A 15,599-nucleotide genomic window follows, 5' to 3' on the forward strand; every position below is an offset into this window, starting at 1 on the left:
CTCAAATCGCCCCACGATTCGCGGCCGGCGGCATCCGAGCCGAGGTCGGTCGGGCATTTCGCGGCAATGGGTTCAGCATGTCCTTTCCCAAACAACTGGTCTTCGACGGTCACAATGATGTCCTGCTGCGGCTGTGGAGCCACGCCGCGCGCGGCCTCGACCCGCTGCGCGAATTCGCCGACGGCACCAGCGCCGGCCATATCGATCGACCCCGCGCCCAGCGCGGTGGGCTGGCCGGCGGGTTCTGCGCGATCTACATTCCCTCGGGCGAACTGATCCTGAAGACGCCCGACGCCGACGGGCACTATATCACCCCCATGCCCGGCCCGCTGGACCGGCTGCGGGCGCTCGATATCGCGCTGGAGATCGGCACCATCGCCTTCCAGCTGGAACAGGCCGGGCTGTGGAAGATCTGCCGCAGCACGGCCGATATCCGTGGCGCCATGACGGCCGGCACCTTCGCCGCCGTGCTGCATCTGGAAGGCTGCGAGCCGATCGGCGCGGACTTGTCGGTGCTGAAGAGCTTCCACGCCGCCGGCCTGCGCTCGCTGGGGCCCGTCTGGAGCCGCCACAACATCTTCGGCCATGGCGTGCCCTTCGCCTATCCCATGAGCCCGGACACCGGACCGGGCCTGACGGCGGCCGGCTTCGAACTGGTACGCGAATGCAACCGGCTGGGCATTGTCGTCGACCTCGCCCACATCACCGAGCAGGGCTTCTGGGACGTGGCGAAGACCACCGACCAGCCGCTGGTGGCCAGCCATTCCAACGCCCACGCGCTCACCCCGGTGGCGCGCAACCTGACCGACCGCCAGCTCGATGCCGTGCGCGAAAGTGCGGGCGTGGTCGGCCTCAACTACGCCACCACCATGCTGCGGCCGGACGGGCAGGAGAATGCCGATACGCCGATCGCCCGGATGGTCGCCCATATCCGCCACATGGTCGAGCGCATGGGCATCGACTGCGTCGCCCTCGGCTCGGATTATGACGGGGCGACCATCCCGGCCGATATCGGCGACGCGGCGGGCCAGCAGACACTCATCGCCGCGCTCGCCGCCGATGGCTTCACCGATGACGAGCTCGCGAAGATCTGCCGGGAAAACTGGCTGCGAGTGCTTCGCCAGACCTGGCGCGAGGCCGCCTGACCGCGAGACGCCCTGACCGGCGGCGCCGGCTCCCGCCCCGTGGGCGCGTCAGCGCGCCTCCTCAAGCAGGAAGTCGGCGCCGCGCTCGCCCACCATCATGGCCGGGGCGTTGGTGTTGCCGGAGGTGACGAGCGGAAAGATCGAGGCATCGACGATGCGCAGCCCGGCGAGCCCGTGCACGCGCAGCCGCGCATCGACCACCGAGCTGGCGGGATCGGGGCCCATGCGGCAGGAGCCGCAGGGATGGAACACCGAATAGCCCCGCGCGCGTATGTCGGCGAGCAGGTCCGCCTCCTCCATGCACTCGGGCCCGGGCTTGATCTCCTGCGCGATAATCGCGGCGAGCGCCGGCGTCGCCGCCAGACGGCGCAGCATGTGCACGCCGATCAGGGCGACCCGCTGGTCCTCTTCCGTATCGAGATAGCGCGCCCGCACCTCGGGGGCCGCATAGGGATCGGGCGAGGCGAGCACGATCGCGCCACGGCTGGTGGGGTTGCAGGGAGAGATGCTCATGGAGAAGCCGGAAAAGGCATCCGGCTTCATCAGCGCCCGCACGCCCGGCACGGCGCGCTCATAGGAGAGCGGCGAGAAATAGAGCTGGATGTCCGGCTGCGGCGCGTCCGGCGTGGAGCGCACGAAGCCGCCGGCCTGGTTGACGCTCAGCGCCAGCGGACCACTCCGCGTCATGAGGTAGCGCAGGCCGACGCGGATCTTGCCGGCGAGCGGCAACAGGTCGTCGTTCAGGCTCGGCAGGCGCGAGCGATAGACATGGTCGTGGCACAGGTGATCCTGCAGATGCGCGCCCACCGCCGGCAGCGCGTGCCGAACCTGGATGCCGAGGGCGCGCAGCGGCTCGCCCGGCCCGATGCCGGAAAGCATGAGCAGCTGCGGCGTGTTGATGGCGCCGCCGCACAGCACCACCTCGCGTCGCGCCCGCACCGCGTGCGTCGCCCCGCCCTGCTCATAGGTGACGCCGACCGCGCGCCGGCCCTCGAGATCGATGCGGGTCACCAGCGCTCCGGTCTCCACCCGCAGCGCCCTGGCGCGCATGGCCGGCCATAGCCAGCCCCGGGCGGCGGACATGCGGAAACCGCCCTTCGTGTTGATCTGGTAGTAGCCGACCCCCTCGATGCTGCCGCCGTTGAGATCGGGGTTGAAGGCATGGCCGGCCTGCTGCCCCGCGTCGACGAAGACATGCGCCAGCGGATGCGCCTCGCGCGATATGTCCTTCACCGCCAGCGGGCCACTGCCGCCGTGCCAGCGGCTGCCCCCCAGCGCATGGCTCTCGATGCGGCGATAGGCGGCGAGCACCTCGTCCCAGCCCCAGCCGGGATTGCCCATCGCCGCCCAGGCCTCAAAATCGCTCGGCTGGCCGCGCGAATAGACCATGGCGTTGATCGAACTGGACCCGCCGATCACCTTGCCGCGCGGCTGGTAGATGACCCGCCCGTCGAGCCCGGGCACCGGCTCGGTGCGGTACATCCAGTTGACGCGCGGATTGTAGAACGACATGCCGTAGCCGATCGGCAGGTGGATCCACGGCGAGCGGTCGCGTGGGCCAGCCTCCAGCAGCAGCACGCGGAAACGCCCGTCCATGGCCAGCCGCCCGGCGACGACCGAGCCGGCCGAACCCGAGCCGACGACGATGTAGTCGACCTCGTCCTCGCTCACCCCGCTCATTCCGCCGTCCCCTTGCCGCCGCGCTGCGCCATGACGGAGACGAGCCCGAGCAGCGCCGAGCCCAGCATGAGGAACACCGAGACGGCGTTCAGCACCGGCGTCGAGCCCTGTTTCATGCGGTCGAACATGGTGATGGTCAGCGGCGCGTCGGAGCCGACCAGCATGAGCGTGGTATTGAAGTTCTCGAACGACATGAGGAAGGCCACCAGCGCCGAGCCGATCAGCGCCGGCGCCAGATAGGGCAGCGTCACCGTGACGATGGCCATGAACGGGCTGGCGCCGAGATTGAGCGCGGCCTCTTCCAGCGAGCGATCGAACTTGCGCAGCCGGGAGGAGATGACCAGCGTCGCGATGGTGGCGATGAAGGAGAACTGGCCGAGCGCGACCAGCAGGAGGCCGGGGCGCAGCGCGTTGAGCTCGAGGCCGAACGCGTCATCCGCCGCATTGGCGATCTGCGACGAGAAGGCGAGGATCGAAATGCCGAGAATGACGCCGGGAATGACCAGCGGCGCCAGCATCAGCATGTAGCACACGCCCTTGAAGCGGAAATCGTAGCGCTCGAACAGGAAGGCGGTGGTGGTGCCCACCAGTACCGAGGCGGCCGTGGTGGCGAACGCCACCAGCAGCGAGTTGACCAGCCCGCGCAGGATGGCGCGATCATGGAACAGCCCGATCTTCGGCGCGCTCGCCCCGAAGAACCAGTCCAGCGTAAAGCCCTTCCACGGCAGCGAGGGATAGAGCGAATCGTTGAACGCGAACACGGCCACCACGATTAGCGGCACGGCGAGATAGACGAAGAACAGCGCCACATAGGCCCGGTAGGCGAAGGTCACGAGGCGGGGCGCGGGAATCGACGGCAGCATGGCTCAGCCCTTTCCGATCGTGCCCGAGAGGGTCTGGCCGCTGGCGCGCAGGGCGAGCCACACGATGAGGCTCGATGTGACGAGCAGCACGAAGCCGAAGGCGGAGCCCGACTCCCAGTTGAAGCGGGTGATGAACTGCGAATAGATCTGCGCGGTGAACCACTGGCTGTTCTTGCCCCCGAGCAGGGTCGGGGTGAGATAATTGCCGAGATTCAGCATGAAGACGATGATCGCCCCGGCGACAATGCCCGGCTTGGCGTGCGGAATGACGATTTCCCACAGCACGACGAAGCCGTTGCCGCCGAGGTCATAGCCCGCTTCCACCAGCGCATCGTCGAGGCTGTCGAGCGTGGAGACCAGCGGCACCACCATGAACAGCATGGAAGTGTAGATGAGGCCAACCATGACGGCGACGTCGTTATAGAGCAGTTCCACCGGGCCATCGACGAGACCGAGGCCCTGCAGCAGCCGCGACAGCAGCCCGGTCTCGCGCAGGATCAGCATCCAGCCGAACACCCGCACCAGCTCGCTGACCCAGAAGGGCAGCAGGCAGCTCATGAACAGCATGGTGCGCGCCCGTCCGCGGGCGATCTTGGCGATGTAATAGGCGATGGGAAAGCCGATGATCAGCGTGGCAAACGTCGCCAGCAGCGACATCACCACCGTGCGTACCAGCGTGAGCACATAGACGCTCTCGCCGAACAGCTCGGTGTAGTTGCGCGGGCCCAGCGCGTAGACCTGCGGACCGACCTTCTCGCGCAGCGACAGGAAGAACAGGTTGAGCTGCGGCACCAGGATCACCAGCGCGATCCACAAGGCGAAGGGCGCGAAGACGAGGATGAAGGACAGGCGCCGCGCCGCCGCGCCTTCCTCACGCGGCGCCGCGGCGCCCGAGGCCGCCGGATTCAGGGGCGCATTCATGGCGCGTCCCCTCCGGCGGGAAAGGCCAGCGTCGCGGCGGCGGCAAAGCGGATTTCCACTGCGGCGCCCTCGCCCAGCCGCGTGCCGAGCAGGTTCTGCGGCAGCACGGCGCCGATCAGGTCGCCGCGCTCCAGCCGGATCATCGCCCGGCTGTTGGCGCCGTTGAACAGAAGGCTTTCCAGCCGGCCGGCGAACACGTTGACGTCGGCCGAGGCCGGCGCCGGATCGGAGCGCCCGTCGGCCACCCGCACCTCGATCGCCTCGGGCCGCACGAACACGCTGGCGGCCGCCCCTTCCGCCAGCGGGACAACGGCGGTCGCCCGCAGCGCCAGCCCGGCGCTGGTGGCGACGCGCAGGTCGCTTCCCGCCTGCGCGGTGACGCGCCCGCCCCAGCGGTGGCTGTCGCCGACGAAGCCGGCGACGAAGGGCGTGGCCGGGCGGTAGTACAGATCCTCCGGCGTGCCGACCTGCTCGAAGCGGCCGGCATTCATCACCGCCACCTGGTCGGACATGACGAGGGCTTCCGACTGGTCATGCGTGATGTAGACGAAGGTGGTGCCGAACTGGTGCTGCAGCTGCTTCAGCTCGACCTTCATGTGCTCGCGCAGCTTGAGGTCGAGCGCGCCCAGCGGCTCGTCCAGCAGCAGCACGGTCGGCTCCAGCACCATGCAGCGGGCGATGGCGACACGCTGCTTCTGCCCGCCCGAGAGCTGGTCGATGCGCTTGGGGCCGGAATCGGCGAGATCGATGCGCTCCAGCACCGCGCCGACCCGCCGCGCGATCTCGGCCTTCGCCATGCCGCGCCGGCGCAGGCCGTAGCCGATATTGTCGGCCACGTTCATCATGGGGAACAGCGCCAGGTGCTGGAACACCATGTTGGCCGGCCGGCGATTGGGCGGCACGCCGCGCATGGAGCGGCCGCCGATCAGGATCTCGCCGGCGGTCGGCTCGATGAAGCCGGCGATCATCCGCATCAGGCTGGTCTTGCCGCAGCCGGACGGGCCGAGAATGGAGAAGAACGAGCCCTTGGGCACGGCGAGCGACACGCCGTTCACCGCCGTGAAGGCCCCGTAGGATTTGACGAGTGCGCGGCACTCCAGATCATTGGCCATGCGCTTTTATCCGAAAATCTCGCCCTTCGGCCGGAACGCGCCCGGCACCTTGCAGCCGACCCGGTCGGCCTGCCCTCGCGTGGATGCCCCGGCCGGGACGCGCCCGGCCGGAACAGCGGTCGGCGGCGTCAGTTGCCGGCGGCCACCTTGTCGAGCACCTTGCCTTCCATCTCCTCGAGACCGGCGGGCACGGCGGGGAACCACTTGATCTTGGCGATGACTTCCGGCGGGAAGGCCTGCTGGAAGGCGGCGCGCAGCTTGGGCGAGACGAACTGGTCCGAGCCCTTGGAGGCCGAGAAGCTGCCGGCGGAATCGACGATCATCGCCGCGATTTCCGGCTGCATGACGAAGTTGATCCACTTGTAGGCGGCGTCGTCATTCTTGCCCTTGGCCGGCAGGGCGAAGGTGTCGATCCAGCCCAGCGCGCCGGCGGAGGGCGCCACGAAATTGATGTCGGGGTTCTCGGCATTCAGCTTGAAGCCGGTGGAATCCCACGCCTCGGCCGCCACCACCTCGCCGGAGCGGATCATGTTGAGCAGGTCGTCGGAACCGCTCCAATAGGCCTTCACATTGGCCTTGCAGGCGGCGAGCGCCGCGCCGGCCTTGTCGATGATGGCCTGGTACTTCGCCTTGTCGCCATAGGCGGCGAAGGGATCCTCGCCGAGCGCAAAGGCCATGCCGAGCAGCGCCGGGCGCTTCAGCCGCATGGACACCCGGCCCTTGTACTCGCTCTTGCACAGATCGAGGAAGCTCTTGATATCCGGCGCCTTCCTGGCGTCCACCACCAGCCCGGACGTGCCCCACAGATGGGCGACGCCATAGACCTTGCCGTCGATGGCGGTGTTCTTCTTGGAGGCGTCCAGCAATTCGGGAAGGAACAGCTCAGCCTTGATCTTCGAGAGGTCCATCGGCTTGTAGATGCTGAAATCGGTCTGCGGCCCGAGGATGCGGTCCTGGCTGGGCTGGGCGAGATCGAACCCGGCGCCGCCCGTGGCGCGCAGCTTGGAAATCATGTCCTCGTTGTTCGAGATCGTGACCTCGACATCGATGCCGGTCGCGTCCTTGAACTTCTTGATCACCGCCTCGGGCGCATAGTCGCCCCAGGTGAGCAGGCGGAGCGTCTCGGCCCGCGCCGGTACCGCCGCCGTCAGCATCACCGATGCGAGGAGACCGACGATAATCCCTTTCACGTCGCGCATGTTCATCTCCGAAAGTTCTTGGATCGATCTTCTGGCGGCCCCCTGGCCGCGGATCGTCTCATGGCGACGTTACGGTGTGATTGGCATGCCCGGCAGGTCCATTGTGGGAAAAACGTCCAGTCCAGTCAGCTGATTCCGGCGGCCCCCGCCGCGCCCGCGCAGGCCAGCACCGCCTGGCGCAGCAGTGGCATCCCGGCGCGGATCTGCGCCGGCGAAAAGCCGGAGAAGCCCAGCACCACGCCCTGGCGCGGATAGGGCGCGATGCAGAAGCGGCTGATCGGCGCCACCGTCAGCCCCAGCCGCGCCGCCTCCGCGCAGACGCGCTCGGCGTCCAGCCCCTGCTTGAAGAAGCCGACCGTGTGCATGCCGGTCGTGGTCGGCACGATGTCCAGCCAGTCGCCCAGCAGCGTCTGCGCCGCCTCGACCAGCGTCTGGTAGCGCTCCCCATAGAGCCGGCGCATACGCCGCACATGGGTGGCGAAATGGCCCTCGGCGATGAAGTCCGCCACCGTCGCCTGCAGCGCGGTCGGCACGCCCGGCGAGGTCGCGGCCAGGCTCGATTCGAAGGTCGGCACCAGCGAGGGCGGCGCCAGCAGGTAGCCGAGCCGCAGCGCGGGAAACAGCGACTTGGAGAAGGTGCCGACATAGATCACCCGCTCGGCGGCATCCACGCCCTTCAGCGTCGGCAAAGGCTGGCCCTCGAAGCAGAATTCGCCGTCCCAGTCATCCTCGATGACGAAGGCGCTGGAGGCGGCCGCGGCCTTGAGCAGGGCGAAGCGACGCTCCAGGCTCAATTTGGCGCCGAGCGGCTGCTGGTGCGAGGGTGTGACGAAAGCCAGCGCGAAATGCGGGGCCAGTTCCAGCCCCCTTTCCACGTTCAGCCCGCCATCGTCCACCGGCACCGGCACCAGTCCCGCGCCCTGCATGACCAGCGAGTTGCGCGCGCCGATGGCGCCGGGATCCTCGAACCACACCGTGTCGCCCGGATCGATCAAAGCTCCGGCGATCAGCTGGAAGGCGTGCTGCGCGCCGGCGACGATGAAGATGCAGTTCCAGTCGCAGTGGATGCCGCGATTGGTGCGCAGATGCGCGGCGATCGCCTCGCGCAGCGGGCGGTAGCCGCTCGGGTCGGGATAGCCGAGCACCTGATGGCGGGGGTTGCGCCAGTGCCGGGCCGCCAGCCGCGTCCATTCCCCCATGGGGAAGGCGTCATAGGCCGGCAGGGCCGTGGTGAAGGGGCGCGGCTCGTGCGGCAGCCGGGCGACGAAGCGCTCGGCCGCCTGCGTCATCGAGCGGGCGAGCCGCGCGCTCTGGATCGGCACCACCGGCGCGCGCGGTGGCGGGCGCGGACGCTCGGCATCCACCACCAGGCTGACGAAGGTGCCCGAGCCGATGCGCGTCTCCAGCAGCCCCTCCGCCACCAGCCGCTCGAAGCTCTCGACGATGGTCGCCCGCGCCACGCCCAGTTCCTCGGCCAGCGTACGCGTGGCGGGCAGCCGCTCACCGGGCTTCAGCGCGCCGCCGAGGATCATCTCGCGCAGGCCGGCGGCGATCTGCAGCGTCAGCGGCTGTTCGCTGTCGCGGTCGATCGGGATCGCCTGCAGCAGCACGCCTTCGGCCCATTTCACCATGACGCGGCTCCCGCGCCGGCTGTCGCTGCGCTCAAGTGGTCTGCCCCAATATCCAGAATGGCCCTTAGCTCCAGACCATTTACGACCGAATATCCGCCATGCCTTCGGCTTTGCCAAGGTGACCACTCGCGGGAAAGCGTCAGCCTCATGAAGATCAAACGTCTGGAAACCTTCTCCAATCGCGCCGTCGGCTTCGTGCGGGTGACGCGCGAGGACGGCCGTCAGGGTTGGGGGCAGATGTCGACCTACAATGCCGACATCACCGCCCAGGTTTTCCACCGCCAGATCGCCCCGCATGCGCTGGGCGCGGAGGCCGACGACATTCGCGGGCTGGTGGAGCGGATCCCCGAGCGCGAGCACAAGTTCCCCTGCTCCTACCTGTTCCGCGCGCTCGGCGGGCTCGACACGGCTCTGTGGGACCTGCGCGGCAAGGTCGAGGGCAAGAGCGTGTGCGAGCTGCTCGGCGGCACGCCCCGCCCCTTCCCGGTCTATGCCTCCAGCATGAAGCGCGGCGAGATCACCCCCGAGGCCGAGGCCGAGCGGCTGAAGCGCCTGCAGGGCGAGTGTGGCTACACCGCCTTCAAGTTCCGCGTCGGCCGGGAATGCGGCCACGACCTCGACGAATGGCCGGGCCGCACCGAGGCGATCGTGCCGATGGTGCGCAAGGCGCTGGGCGACGAGGCGCGGCTGCTGGTGGACGGCAACAGCGCGTATTCGCCGGGCAAGGCGATCGCGGTCGGCCGCTTTTTGCAGGATCACGGCGTCGTCCATTTCGAGGAGCCCTGCCCCTATTGGGAGCACCACTGGACGCGGGAGGTGACCGCCGCGCTCGACCTCGACGTGACCGGCGGCGAGCAGGATTGCGACCTGATGCTGTGGCGCTACATGATCGAGAACCGCGTGGTCGACGTGGTGCAGCCGGACGTGAGCTATGTCGGGGGCGTCGAGCGCTTCCTGAAGGTGGCGCAGATGGCGGCCGAGGCCGGCATCCAGGTGACGCCGCATTCCGCCAACCAGCTCATGGTGACGTGCTTCACCCTGCACATCATGGGCGCGTTGGCCAATGCCGGCCCCTATGTCGAATTCTCCATCGAGGGCGCGGACTACTACCCCTGGGAAGCGGGCGTGCTGCGCAACCCCTTGCAGGCCAGGGACGGCAAGGTCGAGATCCCCGCCGGGCCCGGCTGGGGGATGGAGATCGAACCCGCCTGGCTGGAAGCCGCCACCTATCAGGTGAGCGAGGTGGAGGCATGAGCGCCTCCCTGGCCAACCCCACCCTCGCCGCCCCCACCCTCGCCGAGGGCATGGCCGAGATCCGCGCCACCGGCACGCTCACCGGTCTGCCGCGCGATCATTTCATCGCCGGCCGCTGGACCCCGCCGGCCAGCGGCGCCCGCATGGACAGCGCCGATCCCGGCCGCGGCGCGCCCTTCGCCGCCTTCGCCAATGGCGACGCCGAGGACGTGGACCGCGCCGTCACCGCGGCCCGCGCCGCCTTCACCGGGGCGTGGGGCGACGCCTCCCCCGCCGAGCGCGGCCGCGTGCTCCAGCGCATGGCCAGCCTCCTGCGTGCCGAGGCGGACCGCTTCGCGCTGGTGGAGTGTCTCGACAGCGGCAAGCGGCTGAGCGAGGCGCAGGGCGATGTGCGCGGCGTCATCCGCGCCTTCGAATATTATGCCGGCGCTGCCGACAAGCTGGAGGGCGCCAGCCTGCCGCTGGGCCGGAATTATCTGGGTTTCACCCTCGACGAGCCGGTCGGCGTGTGCGCGCAGGTCATCCCGTGGAACTACCCGCTCTCCACCGCCGCGCGCGGCATCGCCCCGGCGCTGGCGGCCGGCTGCGCGATCGTCGCCAAGCCGGCCGAGCAGACCCCCTTCACCGCGCTGATGCTGGCCGAACTCGCCACCCGCGCGGGACTGCCGGACGGCGCGCTGAACGTTGTCACCGGCACCGGCGCGCGGGCCGGCGCGCCGCTCGTCGCCCATCCCGGCATCCATCACATCACCTTCACCGGCTCGGTGCCGACCGGTATCCGCGTGATGCAGGCGGCGGCGGAAAACGTCACCCGGCTGGTGCTGGAACTCGGCGGCAAGTCGCCGCTGGTGGTGCTGGCCGATGCCGATCTCGACATCGCGCTGGAGGGCGTGCTGGAGGCGATCTACGAGAATGCCGGGCAGATCTGCTCGGCCGGCTCGCGCCTCGTGCTGGAGCGGCCGATCGCCGATGAATTCCTGGCGCGGCTCGTTGCCCGGGTCGAGAAGCTGCGGCTGGGCCATGGGCTCGACGCCGTCGATGTCGGCCCGGTCAACTCCGCCCTGCAACTTGAGCGCATCGACGCCCATGTGCGGCGCGCCGAGGCGGCCGGCAACGGGATCCTCGCCGGCGGCGGCATCGTTCATCCGGCCGGGGCGGAAGGCGGCTGGTTCTTCGCGCCCACCATCGTTTTGGCGCGCGGCCTCGACGATCCGATCGTGACCGAGGAGATTTTCGGCCCGGTGCTGGCGGTTCAGATCGTCGGCGACCTCGATGAAGCCATCCATGTCGCCAACGCCACCGAGTTCGCGCTGGTGGCCGGCATCTACACGGCCAGTTTCGACAAGGCGCAGCGCTTCGCCCGGCGGGTCGACGCGGGGCAGGTCTACATCAACGAGTATTTCGCCGGCGGCATCGAAGTCCCGTTCGGCGGCAACCGCAAATCCGGCTTTGGCCGGGAGAAGGGCATGGAAGGCCTGCGCAGCTATTGCCGCACCAAGAGCATCGTCGCCCGCCTGCGCTGAACAGCGGCAGATCGCAGGCGCGCACCGGTGGTGTGCGCCTGCGTGTCGTTTGCGCTCAGAGCGCGGCGAGTTCGGTGACGAACTTGGTGCGCAGGAAGGCGTCGAGCCCCTCAATGCCGCTTTCCGAGCCGTAGCCGGATTCATTGACCCCGCCGAACGGCGTCTCCGGCGTGGAGACCGCCATGTGGTTGACGCCCACGAGACCGGCGTCGAGCGCTTCCTCGGTCCGGGCGGCAAGCGCGCCGGAGCGGGTGAAGACGAAGGAGGCCAGCCCGTAGGGCAGCGCGTTCGCCCGGGCGATGACGTCGTCGAAATCGGCGAACGGGGTGATCGGCGCGATCGGGCCGAACGGCTCGCTCGACATAATCGCCGCCGTCTCCGGCACGTCGGCCAGCACGGTCGGGGTGAAGAAATGCCCCTGATTGCCGATGCGACGGCCGCCGAGCTTCAATTCGGCACCCTTGGCCACGGCATCGCCGACCAGTTCCTCCATCACCGCCAGCCGGCGGCGGGCGATCATCGGGCCCATCTGGATGCCGGGCTCCAGGCCGTTGCCCACCTTGAGCACCGAGGCAAGCTCGACGAAGCGCTCGACGAAGGGCTGGTAGAGCGCTTCGTGCACGAAGAACCGCGTCGGCGAGGTGCAGACCTGCCCGGCATTGCGGAACTTGAAGGCGACCAGGGTCCGCGTGGCCAGATCGAGATCGGCGTCGCCATGGACGATGACCGGCGCATGGCCGCCCAGCTCCATCGTGCAGCGCTTGAGCGTGCGCGCGGCGAGGCCCTGCAGTACCTTGCCCACGGCGGTCGAGCCGGTCAGCGTCACCGCCTTCGGGATCGGCGAGGCGAGCAGCACCTCGCTGACATGCGCGGGCACGCCGAACACGACATTGAGCACGCCCGCCGGCAGCCCCGCCTCCTGGAAGCAGCGGGCCATCGCCACCGCCGTGCCGGGGGTTTCCTCGGCCGGCTTGATGATGATCGAGCAACCCGCGCCGAGCGCGCCGGAAATCTTGCGGATCACGTTGGATGCCGGGAAATTCCAAGCCGCGAAGGCCGCGACCGGGCCGACCGGCTCCTTCAGCACGAGCTGGCGCACATTGGGCATGCGGGCGGGCACCACGCGGCCATAGGCGCGCTTGCCTTCCTCGGCATACCAGCGCGTGGCATCGGCCGCGAACTGCACTTCCGGCACCGCCTCGGCGAGCGGCTTGCCGTTCTCCAGCGTGAGAATGCGCCCGATCTGCTGCTTGCGCGCCTCGATCAGCTCCGCCGCCTTCATCATAATGACGTAACGCGCCTGCGCGGTCATCGACTTCCACACCTTGAAGCCGCGCTGGGCGGCCTCGAGGGCGCGGGCGAGATCGGCGTCGGAGGCGTGCGGCACGGTGGCGAGCGCTTCGCCGGTGGCCGGATTTTCCAGCACTTCGCTGGCGCCGTCGGAGCCCTGGCACCATTCGCCGTCGATCAGCAGTTCGATCTTCTCGTCGTAAAGCGCGGATACGCTCATCGTCATCTCCTGAAGGCCCCTCGGAGAGGGCCGTTTACGGGTCGTCAGCGGCAGAGGAAGCCGTCGGGCAAGGGATCGCCGGCGGCAAGCACGAAGCGGTGCTCGCCGGTGATGTGGGCGAGGCCCACGATGTGCGGGCGGATGGCGTCGCTGCGCCCCTCGATCGCCATCGCCGTGGCGGTGAAATCGACATCGAGGATGTTGCGCGTGCGGATGGTCTGGCCCGTCATGATCGCGCCGCGCGCCACCAGCTGGGCCAGCCGGGCGGAAGAGCCGGTGCCGCAGGGCGAGCGGTCGAACTTGTTGGCCTCCAGCACCACGAGCTGCCGGCTGACGAGCCCGTCCTCGTCCTGCTGTGTCGCGTGGAACAGGATGCTGTCGATCGGCTCCATCGCGCCCGGCACCTCGCCGGCCACGATCCTTGCGTTGAGCCGCGCCTTCAGCGCCGCCCCGATCGCCATGGCATGGGAGACGCCGCGCGGTTCCAGCACGATGCCGGCGGCCTCGGCCGGCACCAGCCCGTACCAGTTGCCGCCCCAGACGACATCCGCCGACACGGTGAGCCCGCCCGCCGACACCGCGACATCGGTCGCGACCACGCGGGCCGGCACGTTCTCGAAGGTCACCGCCGCCACCGTACCGCCCCGGCGGGTGACGTGCACGGTGACGATGCCGGCCGGCACCTCCAGCGTGAAGGTGCTCTCCGGCGCATCGGACGGACCGATCAGGCCCATATGATCCAGCGTGACGGCCAGGCCGATCGTCGCGTGGCCGCACATTTCGAGATATTTGTAGCTGCCGAGGAAGAAGGCGCCGAAATCGGCGACCCGGCTCTCGGTCAGGATCACGCCGACCATCGCCGCATGGCCGCGCGGCTCATGCAGCAGGAAGGTACGCAGCGGATCGAAGCGGGCGCGAAAGTCGTCCCGCCGCACCGCCACGCTGTCGCCGTGCAGCACCGGCACGCCGCCGGTGACGACGCGGGTCGGGTGGCCCGCCGTATGGCTGTCAATGGTGGCGATCCAGCGCCGTTCGGCCATGGCCGTGTTCTCCCTCACTGCCCGGCCTTGATGGCATCGGCGATCTTCTCGCCAGCCATCACGGTGGTGAGCATGGTGTTGCCGCTGATGACCGAGGGCATGATCGAGGCATCGACCACGCGCAGCCCCTCGACGCCGATGACGCGCGCATGGCTGTCCACCACGGCGCGCCGGTCGTCAGGACGGCCGATCCGGCAGGTGCCGGAGGCGTGCCAGCTGCCGCAGGCATTCTCGCGGATCCACGCGCGCAACTGCTCGCGGTCACCCATCATCTCGCCCGCCTTCAGGCCGGGGGTGATGATTTTCTCGATCATCAGTTTGCGCGACAGCGGGCCGGTACCCATGATGCCGGCGGCCATCAGCGTCATGAACCAGTTGGCGCGGCTGACCGCGCCCAGCTTGCGCACGCGCTCGGAGAAGGTGGCGGGGAAGATGTTCTCGATCACCCCATCCATCGCCGGATCGTTCACCACGCGCCACAGCCGGTGCATGCCGTCCTCCAGCCGCGCGAGGTCACGCTCGTCCGACAGCTGGCGGAAATTGACGAACGGCGCCGTCTCGGGCGACGCACCGGCCAGGCGCACCTCGCCGGTGGAATAGGGCCGGTTGACGCAGACGATGATGGAGGCGAGCCGCCGGCCGAGCGGATGCCAGGCCGCGCGGTTGGAGGGCAGCACGAACATGTCGCCCGGCGTCGTCTCCGGCAGGCCGGAGGTGTAGCGATAGCCCATCTGGATATGCCGGCGCTGGCTGGCCGGCAGGCGGGCGGATTTGGGCAGATAGGCGGCGAAGGCCACCATCGGGTGGTCCTGCAGGTTCTGCCCGACACCCGGCCGGTCGGACCGCACGGCGATGCCGAACTCCTTGAGATGCTCGGCCGGGCCGATGCCCGCGCGCATCAGCTGTGCCGGGGTCTGCAGGGCGCCGGTGGAGAGGATCACCTCGCGCGCCCTCAATGTCATCGGCCCGCGCGGGCCCACCGCCTCCAGCCCGACCACGCGGTGGCCCTCGAACAGCAGTTCGGTGAGCTCGGTCTCGGCGAGGATGGTGAGGTTCGGCCGCGCCCGCACCTCACGGGTAAGGTAGGCGCGGGCGGTGGAGACGCGCTGGCCATCGACATTGTTGATGGTCATCGGGAAATAGCCGTCGTCGAACACGCCATTATGGTCGGCGATGTTGCGCACGCCCTGCTTGTCCAGCACCTTCGCGACCGTCTTGGCGAAGGGCGACCAGTCTTTTTCCGCGATGCGGCGCACCGGCAGCGGGCCGTGGCTGCCGTGCAGCTGGCTGTCGCCGAAATCGAGGTCGGTCTCCAGCTTGCGGAAATAGGGCAGGACGTCGTCCCAGCCCCAGCCTTCGGCGCCGTCCGCGCGCCAGTGGTCATAGTCCCACGGCACGCCGCGAAAGGCGAACTGGCCGTTGATGGAGGTGCCCCCGCCCATCACCCGCGCCTGCTCATAGCGCCGCCCTTCCGCGCCCGGCTGCGGGTCGGAGAGGTGAACCTTCAGGTTCTGCCAGTGATAGAAACGGTTGAAATAGGCGACGATGGGATAGGCATCGAGCGTATCGGCCGGCTCGGCGCCGGGCGGCGTGTCCTTGCCGGCCTCGATCAGCGCCACCTTGAGGTTGGACGCCTCGGACAGCCGGCTGGCCAGCACGGCACCGGCCGCGCCGCCGCCGACGACGATATAGTCAAAGGAATGCTGGGACATTTTTTCAGG

General features: G+C 69.0%; 12 protein-coding genes. 3 read left to right on the forward strand and 9 right to left on the reverse strand.

Features of this window, described 5'->3' with window-relative positions; all coding sequences use genetic code 11:
* The first annotated feature begins 77 nt into the window (after positions 1 to 77).
* Positions 78 to 1,145 (forward strand): dipeptidase, encoded by a 1,068-nt coding sequence (locus FHS55_RS16150; protein ID WP_183190808.1) that lies wholly within the window; start codon positions 78 to 80, stop codon positions 1,143 to 1,145.
* Between the two features lie 48 nt (positions 1,146 to 1,193).
* Here FHS55_RS16150 and FHS55_RS16155 read toward each other — a convergent pair whose 3' ends face one another.
* The 6 genes from FHS55_RS16155 to pdxR all read right to left on the reverse strand — a co-directional run bounded on the left by FHS55_RS16155 (position 1,194) and on the right by pdxR (position 8,551).
* Positions 1,194 to 2,825, reverse strand: coding sequence for a GMC family oxidoreductase (locus tag FHS55_RS16155; RefSeq protein WP_183190809.1), 1,632 nt, complete (start codon positions 2,823 to 2,825; stop codon positions 1,194 to 1,196).
* Positions 2,822 to 3,688 carry an ABC transporter permease gene (locus FHS55_RS16160; RefSeq protein WP_183190810.1) on the reverse strand — a complete coding sequence of 289 codons (867 nt, stop codon included), beginning with the start codon at positions 3,686 to 3,688 and terminating at the stop codon, positions 2,822 to 2,824. The genes FHS55_RS16155 and FHS55_RS16160 overlap by 4 nt, the downstream gene beginning before the upstream one ends.
* Before the next feature lie 3 nt (positions 3,689 to 3,691).
* Positions 3,692 to 4,609 (reverse strand): ABC transporter permease, encoded by a 918-nt coding sequence (locus FHS55_RS16165; RefSeq protein ID WP_183190811.1) that lies wholly within the window; start codon positions 4,607 to 4,609, stop codon positions 3,692 to 3,694.
* Positions 4,606 to 5,721, reverse strand: coding sequence for an ABC transporter ATP-binding protein (locus FHS55_RS16170; RefSeq protein WP_183190812.1), 1,116 nt, complete (start codon positions 5,719 to 5,721; stop codon positions 4,606 to 4,608). Before FHS55_RS16170 ends, FHS55_RS16165 begins: the two co-directional genes overlap by 4 nt.
* A gap of 128 nt (positions 5,722 to 5,849) precedes the next feature.
* Positions 5,850 to 6,920: an extracellular solute-binding protein gene (locus tag FHS55_RS16175; protein ID WP_183190813.1), complete on the reverse strand. Its 1,071-nt coding sequence runs from the start codon at positions 6,918 to 6,920 to the stop codon at positions 5,850 to 5,852.
* Between the two features lie 125 nt (positions 6,921 to 7,045).
* A complete protein-coding gene (pdxR, locus tag FHS55_RS16180; protein WP_210287024.1) occupies positions 7,046 to 8,551 on the reverse strand; it encodes a MocR-like pyridoxine biosynthesis transcription factor PdxR in 1,506 nt (501 codons plus the stop codon).
* Between the two features lie 147 nt (positions 8,552 to 8,698).
* Here pdxR and FHS55_RS16185 point away from each other — a divergent pair, with 147 nt between their 5' ends.
* Together FHS55_RS16185 and FHS55_RS16190 are read left to right on the forward strand one after the other, a co-directional pair.
* Positions 8,699 to 9,805, forward strand: a complete 1,107-nt coding sequence (locus FHS55_RS16185) for a mandelate racemase/muconate lactonizing enzyme family protein (RefSeq protein ID WP_183190814.1) — start codon at positions 8,699 to 8,701, stop codon at positions 9,803 to 9,805.
* A complete protein-coding gene (locus FHS55_RS16190; protein ID WP_183190815.1) occupies positions 9,802 to 11,328 on the forward strand; it encodes an aldehyde dehydrogenase family protein in 1,527 nt (508 codons plus the stop codon). Before FHS55_RS16185 ends, FHS55_RS16190 begins: the two co-directional genes overlap by 4 nt.
* Positions 11,329 to 11,383: 55 nt before the next feature.
* Here the strand turns inward: FHS55_RS16190 and FHS55_RS16195 are convergent, their stop codons facing one another.
* Genes FHS55_RS16195 through FHS55_RS16205 form a run of 3 tightly spaced genes read right to left on the reverse strand, consistent with a single transcriptional unit; the run spans position 11,384 to position 15,590 of the window.
* The gene (locus FHS55_RS16195; protein ID WP_183190816.1) at positions 11,384 to 12,838 is read right to left on the reverse strand and encodes an NAD-dependent succinate-semialdehyde dehydrogenase; all 1,455 of its coding nucleotides are present in this window, start codon (positions 12,836 to 12,838) and stop codon (positions 11,384 to 11,386) included.
* Between the two features lie 44 nt (positions 12,839 to 12,882).
* The gene (locus FHS55_RS16200) at positions 12,883 to 13,878 is read right to left on the reverse strand and encodes a proline racemase family protein (RefSeq protein WP_183190817.1); all 996 of its coding nucleotides are present in this window, start codon (positions 13,876 to 13,878) and stop codon (positions 12,883 to 12,885) included.
* 14 nt (positions 13,879 to 13,892) lie between these two features.
* Positions 13,893 to 15,590, reverse strand: coding sequence for a GMC family oxidoreductase (locus FHS55_RS16205; protein ID WP_183190818.1), 1,698 nt, complete (start codon positions 15,588 to 15,590; stop codon positions 13,893 to 13,895).
* Between the last annotated feature and the right edge of the window lie 9 nt (positions 15,591 to 15,599).

Origin of the sequence: Ancylobacter tetraedralis (genome assembly GCF_014195655.1) — a bacterium.
GTDB classification, from domain to species: Bacteria; Pseudomonadota; Alphaproteobacteria; order Rhizobiales; family Xanthobacteraceae; genus Ancylobacter; species Ancylobacter tetraedralis.

Excerpts from the sequence above, each read along its gene's own strand:
- FHS55_RS16150 (WP_183190808.1), top strand. The coding sequence starts at position 78 with ATGTCCTTTCCCAAACAACTGGTCTTCGACGGTCACAATGATGTCCTG.
- FHS55_RS16155 (WP_183190809.1), bottom strand. The coding sequence starts at position 2,825 with ATGAGCGGGGTGAGCGAGGACGAGGTCGACTACATCGTCGTCGGCTCG.
- FHS55_RS16160 (WP_183190810.1), bottom strand. The coding sequence starts at position 3,688 with ATGCTGCCGTCGATTCCCGCGCCCCGCCTCGTGACCTTCGCCTACCGG.
- FHS55_RS16165 (WP_183190811.1), bottom strand. The coding sequence starts at position 4,609 with ATGAATGCGCCCCTGAATCCGGCGGCCTCGGGCGCCGCGGCGCCGCGT.
- FHS55_RS16170 (WP_183190812.1), bottom strand. The coding sequence starts at position 5,721 with ATGGCCAATGATCTGGAGTGCCGCGCACTCGTCAAATCCTACGGGGCC.
- FHS55_RS16175 (WP_183190813.1), bottom strand. The coding sequence starts at position 6,920 with ATGCGCGACGTGAAAGGGATTATCGTCGGTCTCCTCGCATCGGTGATG.
- pdxR (WP_210287024.1), bottom strand. The coding sequence starts at position 8,551 with ATGGTGAAATGGGCCGAAGGCGTGCTGCTGCAGGCGATCCCGATCGAC.
- FHS55_RS16185 (WP_183190814.1), top strand. The coding sequence starts at position 8,699 with ATGAAGATCAAACGTCTGGAAACCTTCTCCAATCGCGCCGTCGGCTTC.
- FHS55_RS16190 (WP_183190815.1), top strand. The coding sequence starts at position 9,802 with ATGAGCGCCTCCCTGGCCAACCCCACCCTCGCCGCCCCCACCCTCGCC.
- FHS55_RS16195 (WP_183190816.1), bottom strand. The coding sequence starts at position 12,838 with ATGAGCGTATCCGCGCTTTACGACGAGAAGATCGAACTGCTGATCGAC.
- FHS55_RS16200 (WP_183190817.1), bottom strand. The coding sequence starts at position 13,878 with ATGGCCGAACGGCGCTGGATCGCCACCATTGACAGCCATACGGCGGGC.
- FHS55_RS16205 (WP_183190818.1), bottom strand. The coding sequence starts at position 15,590 with ATGTCCCAGCATTCCTTTGACTATATCGTCGTCGGCGGCGGCGCGGCC.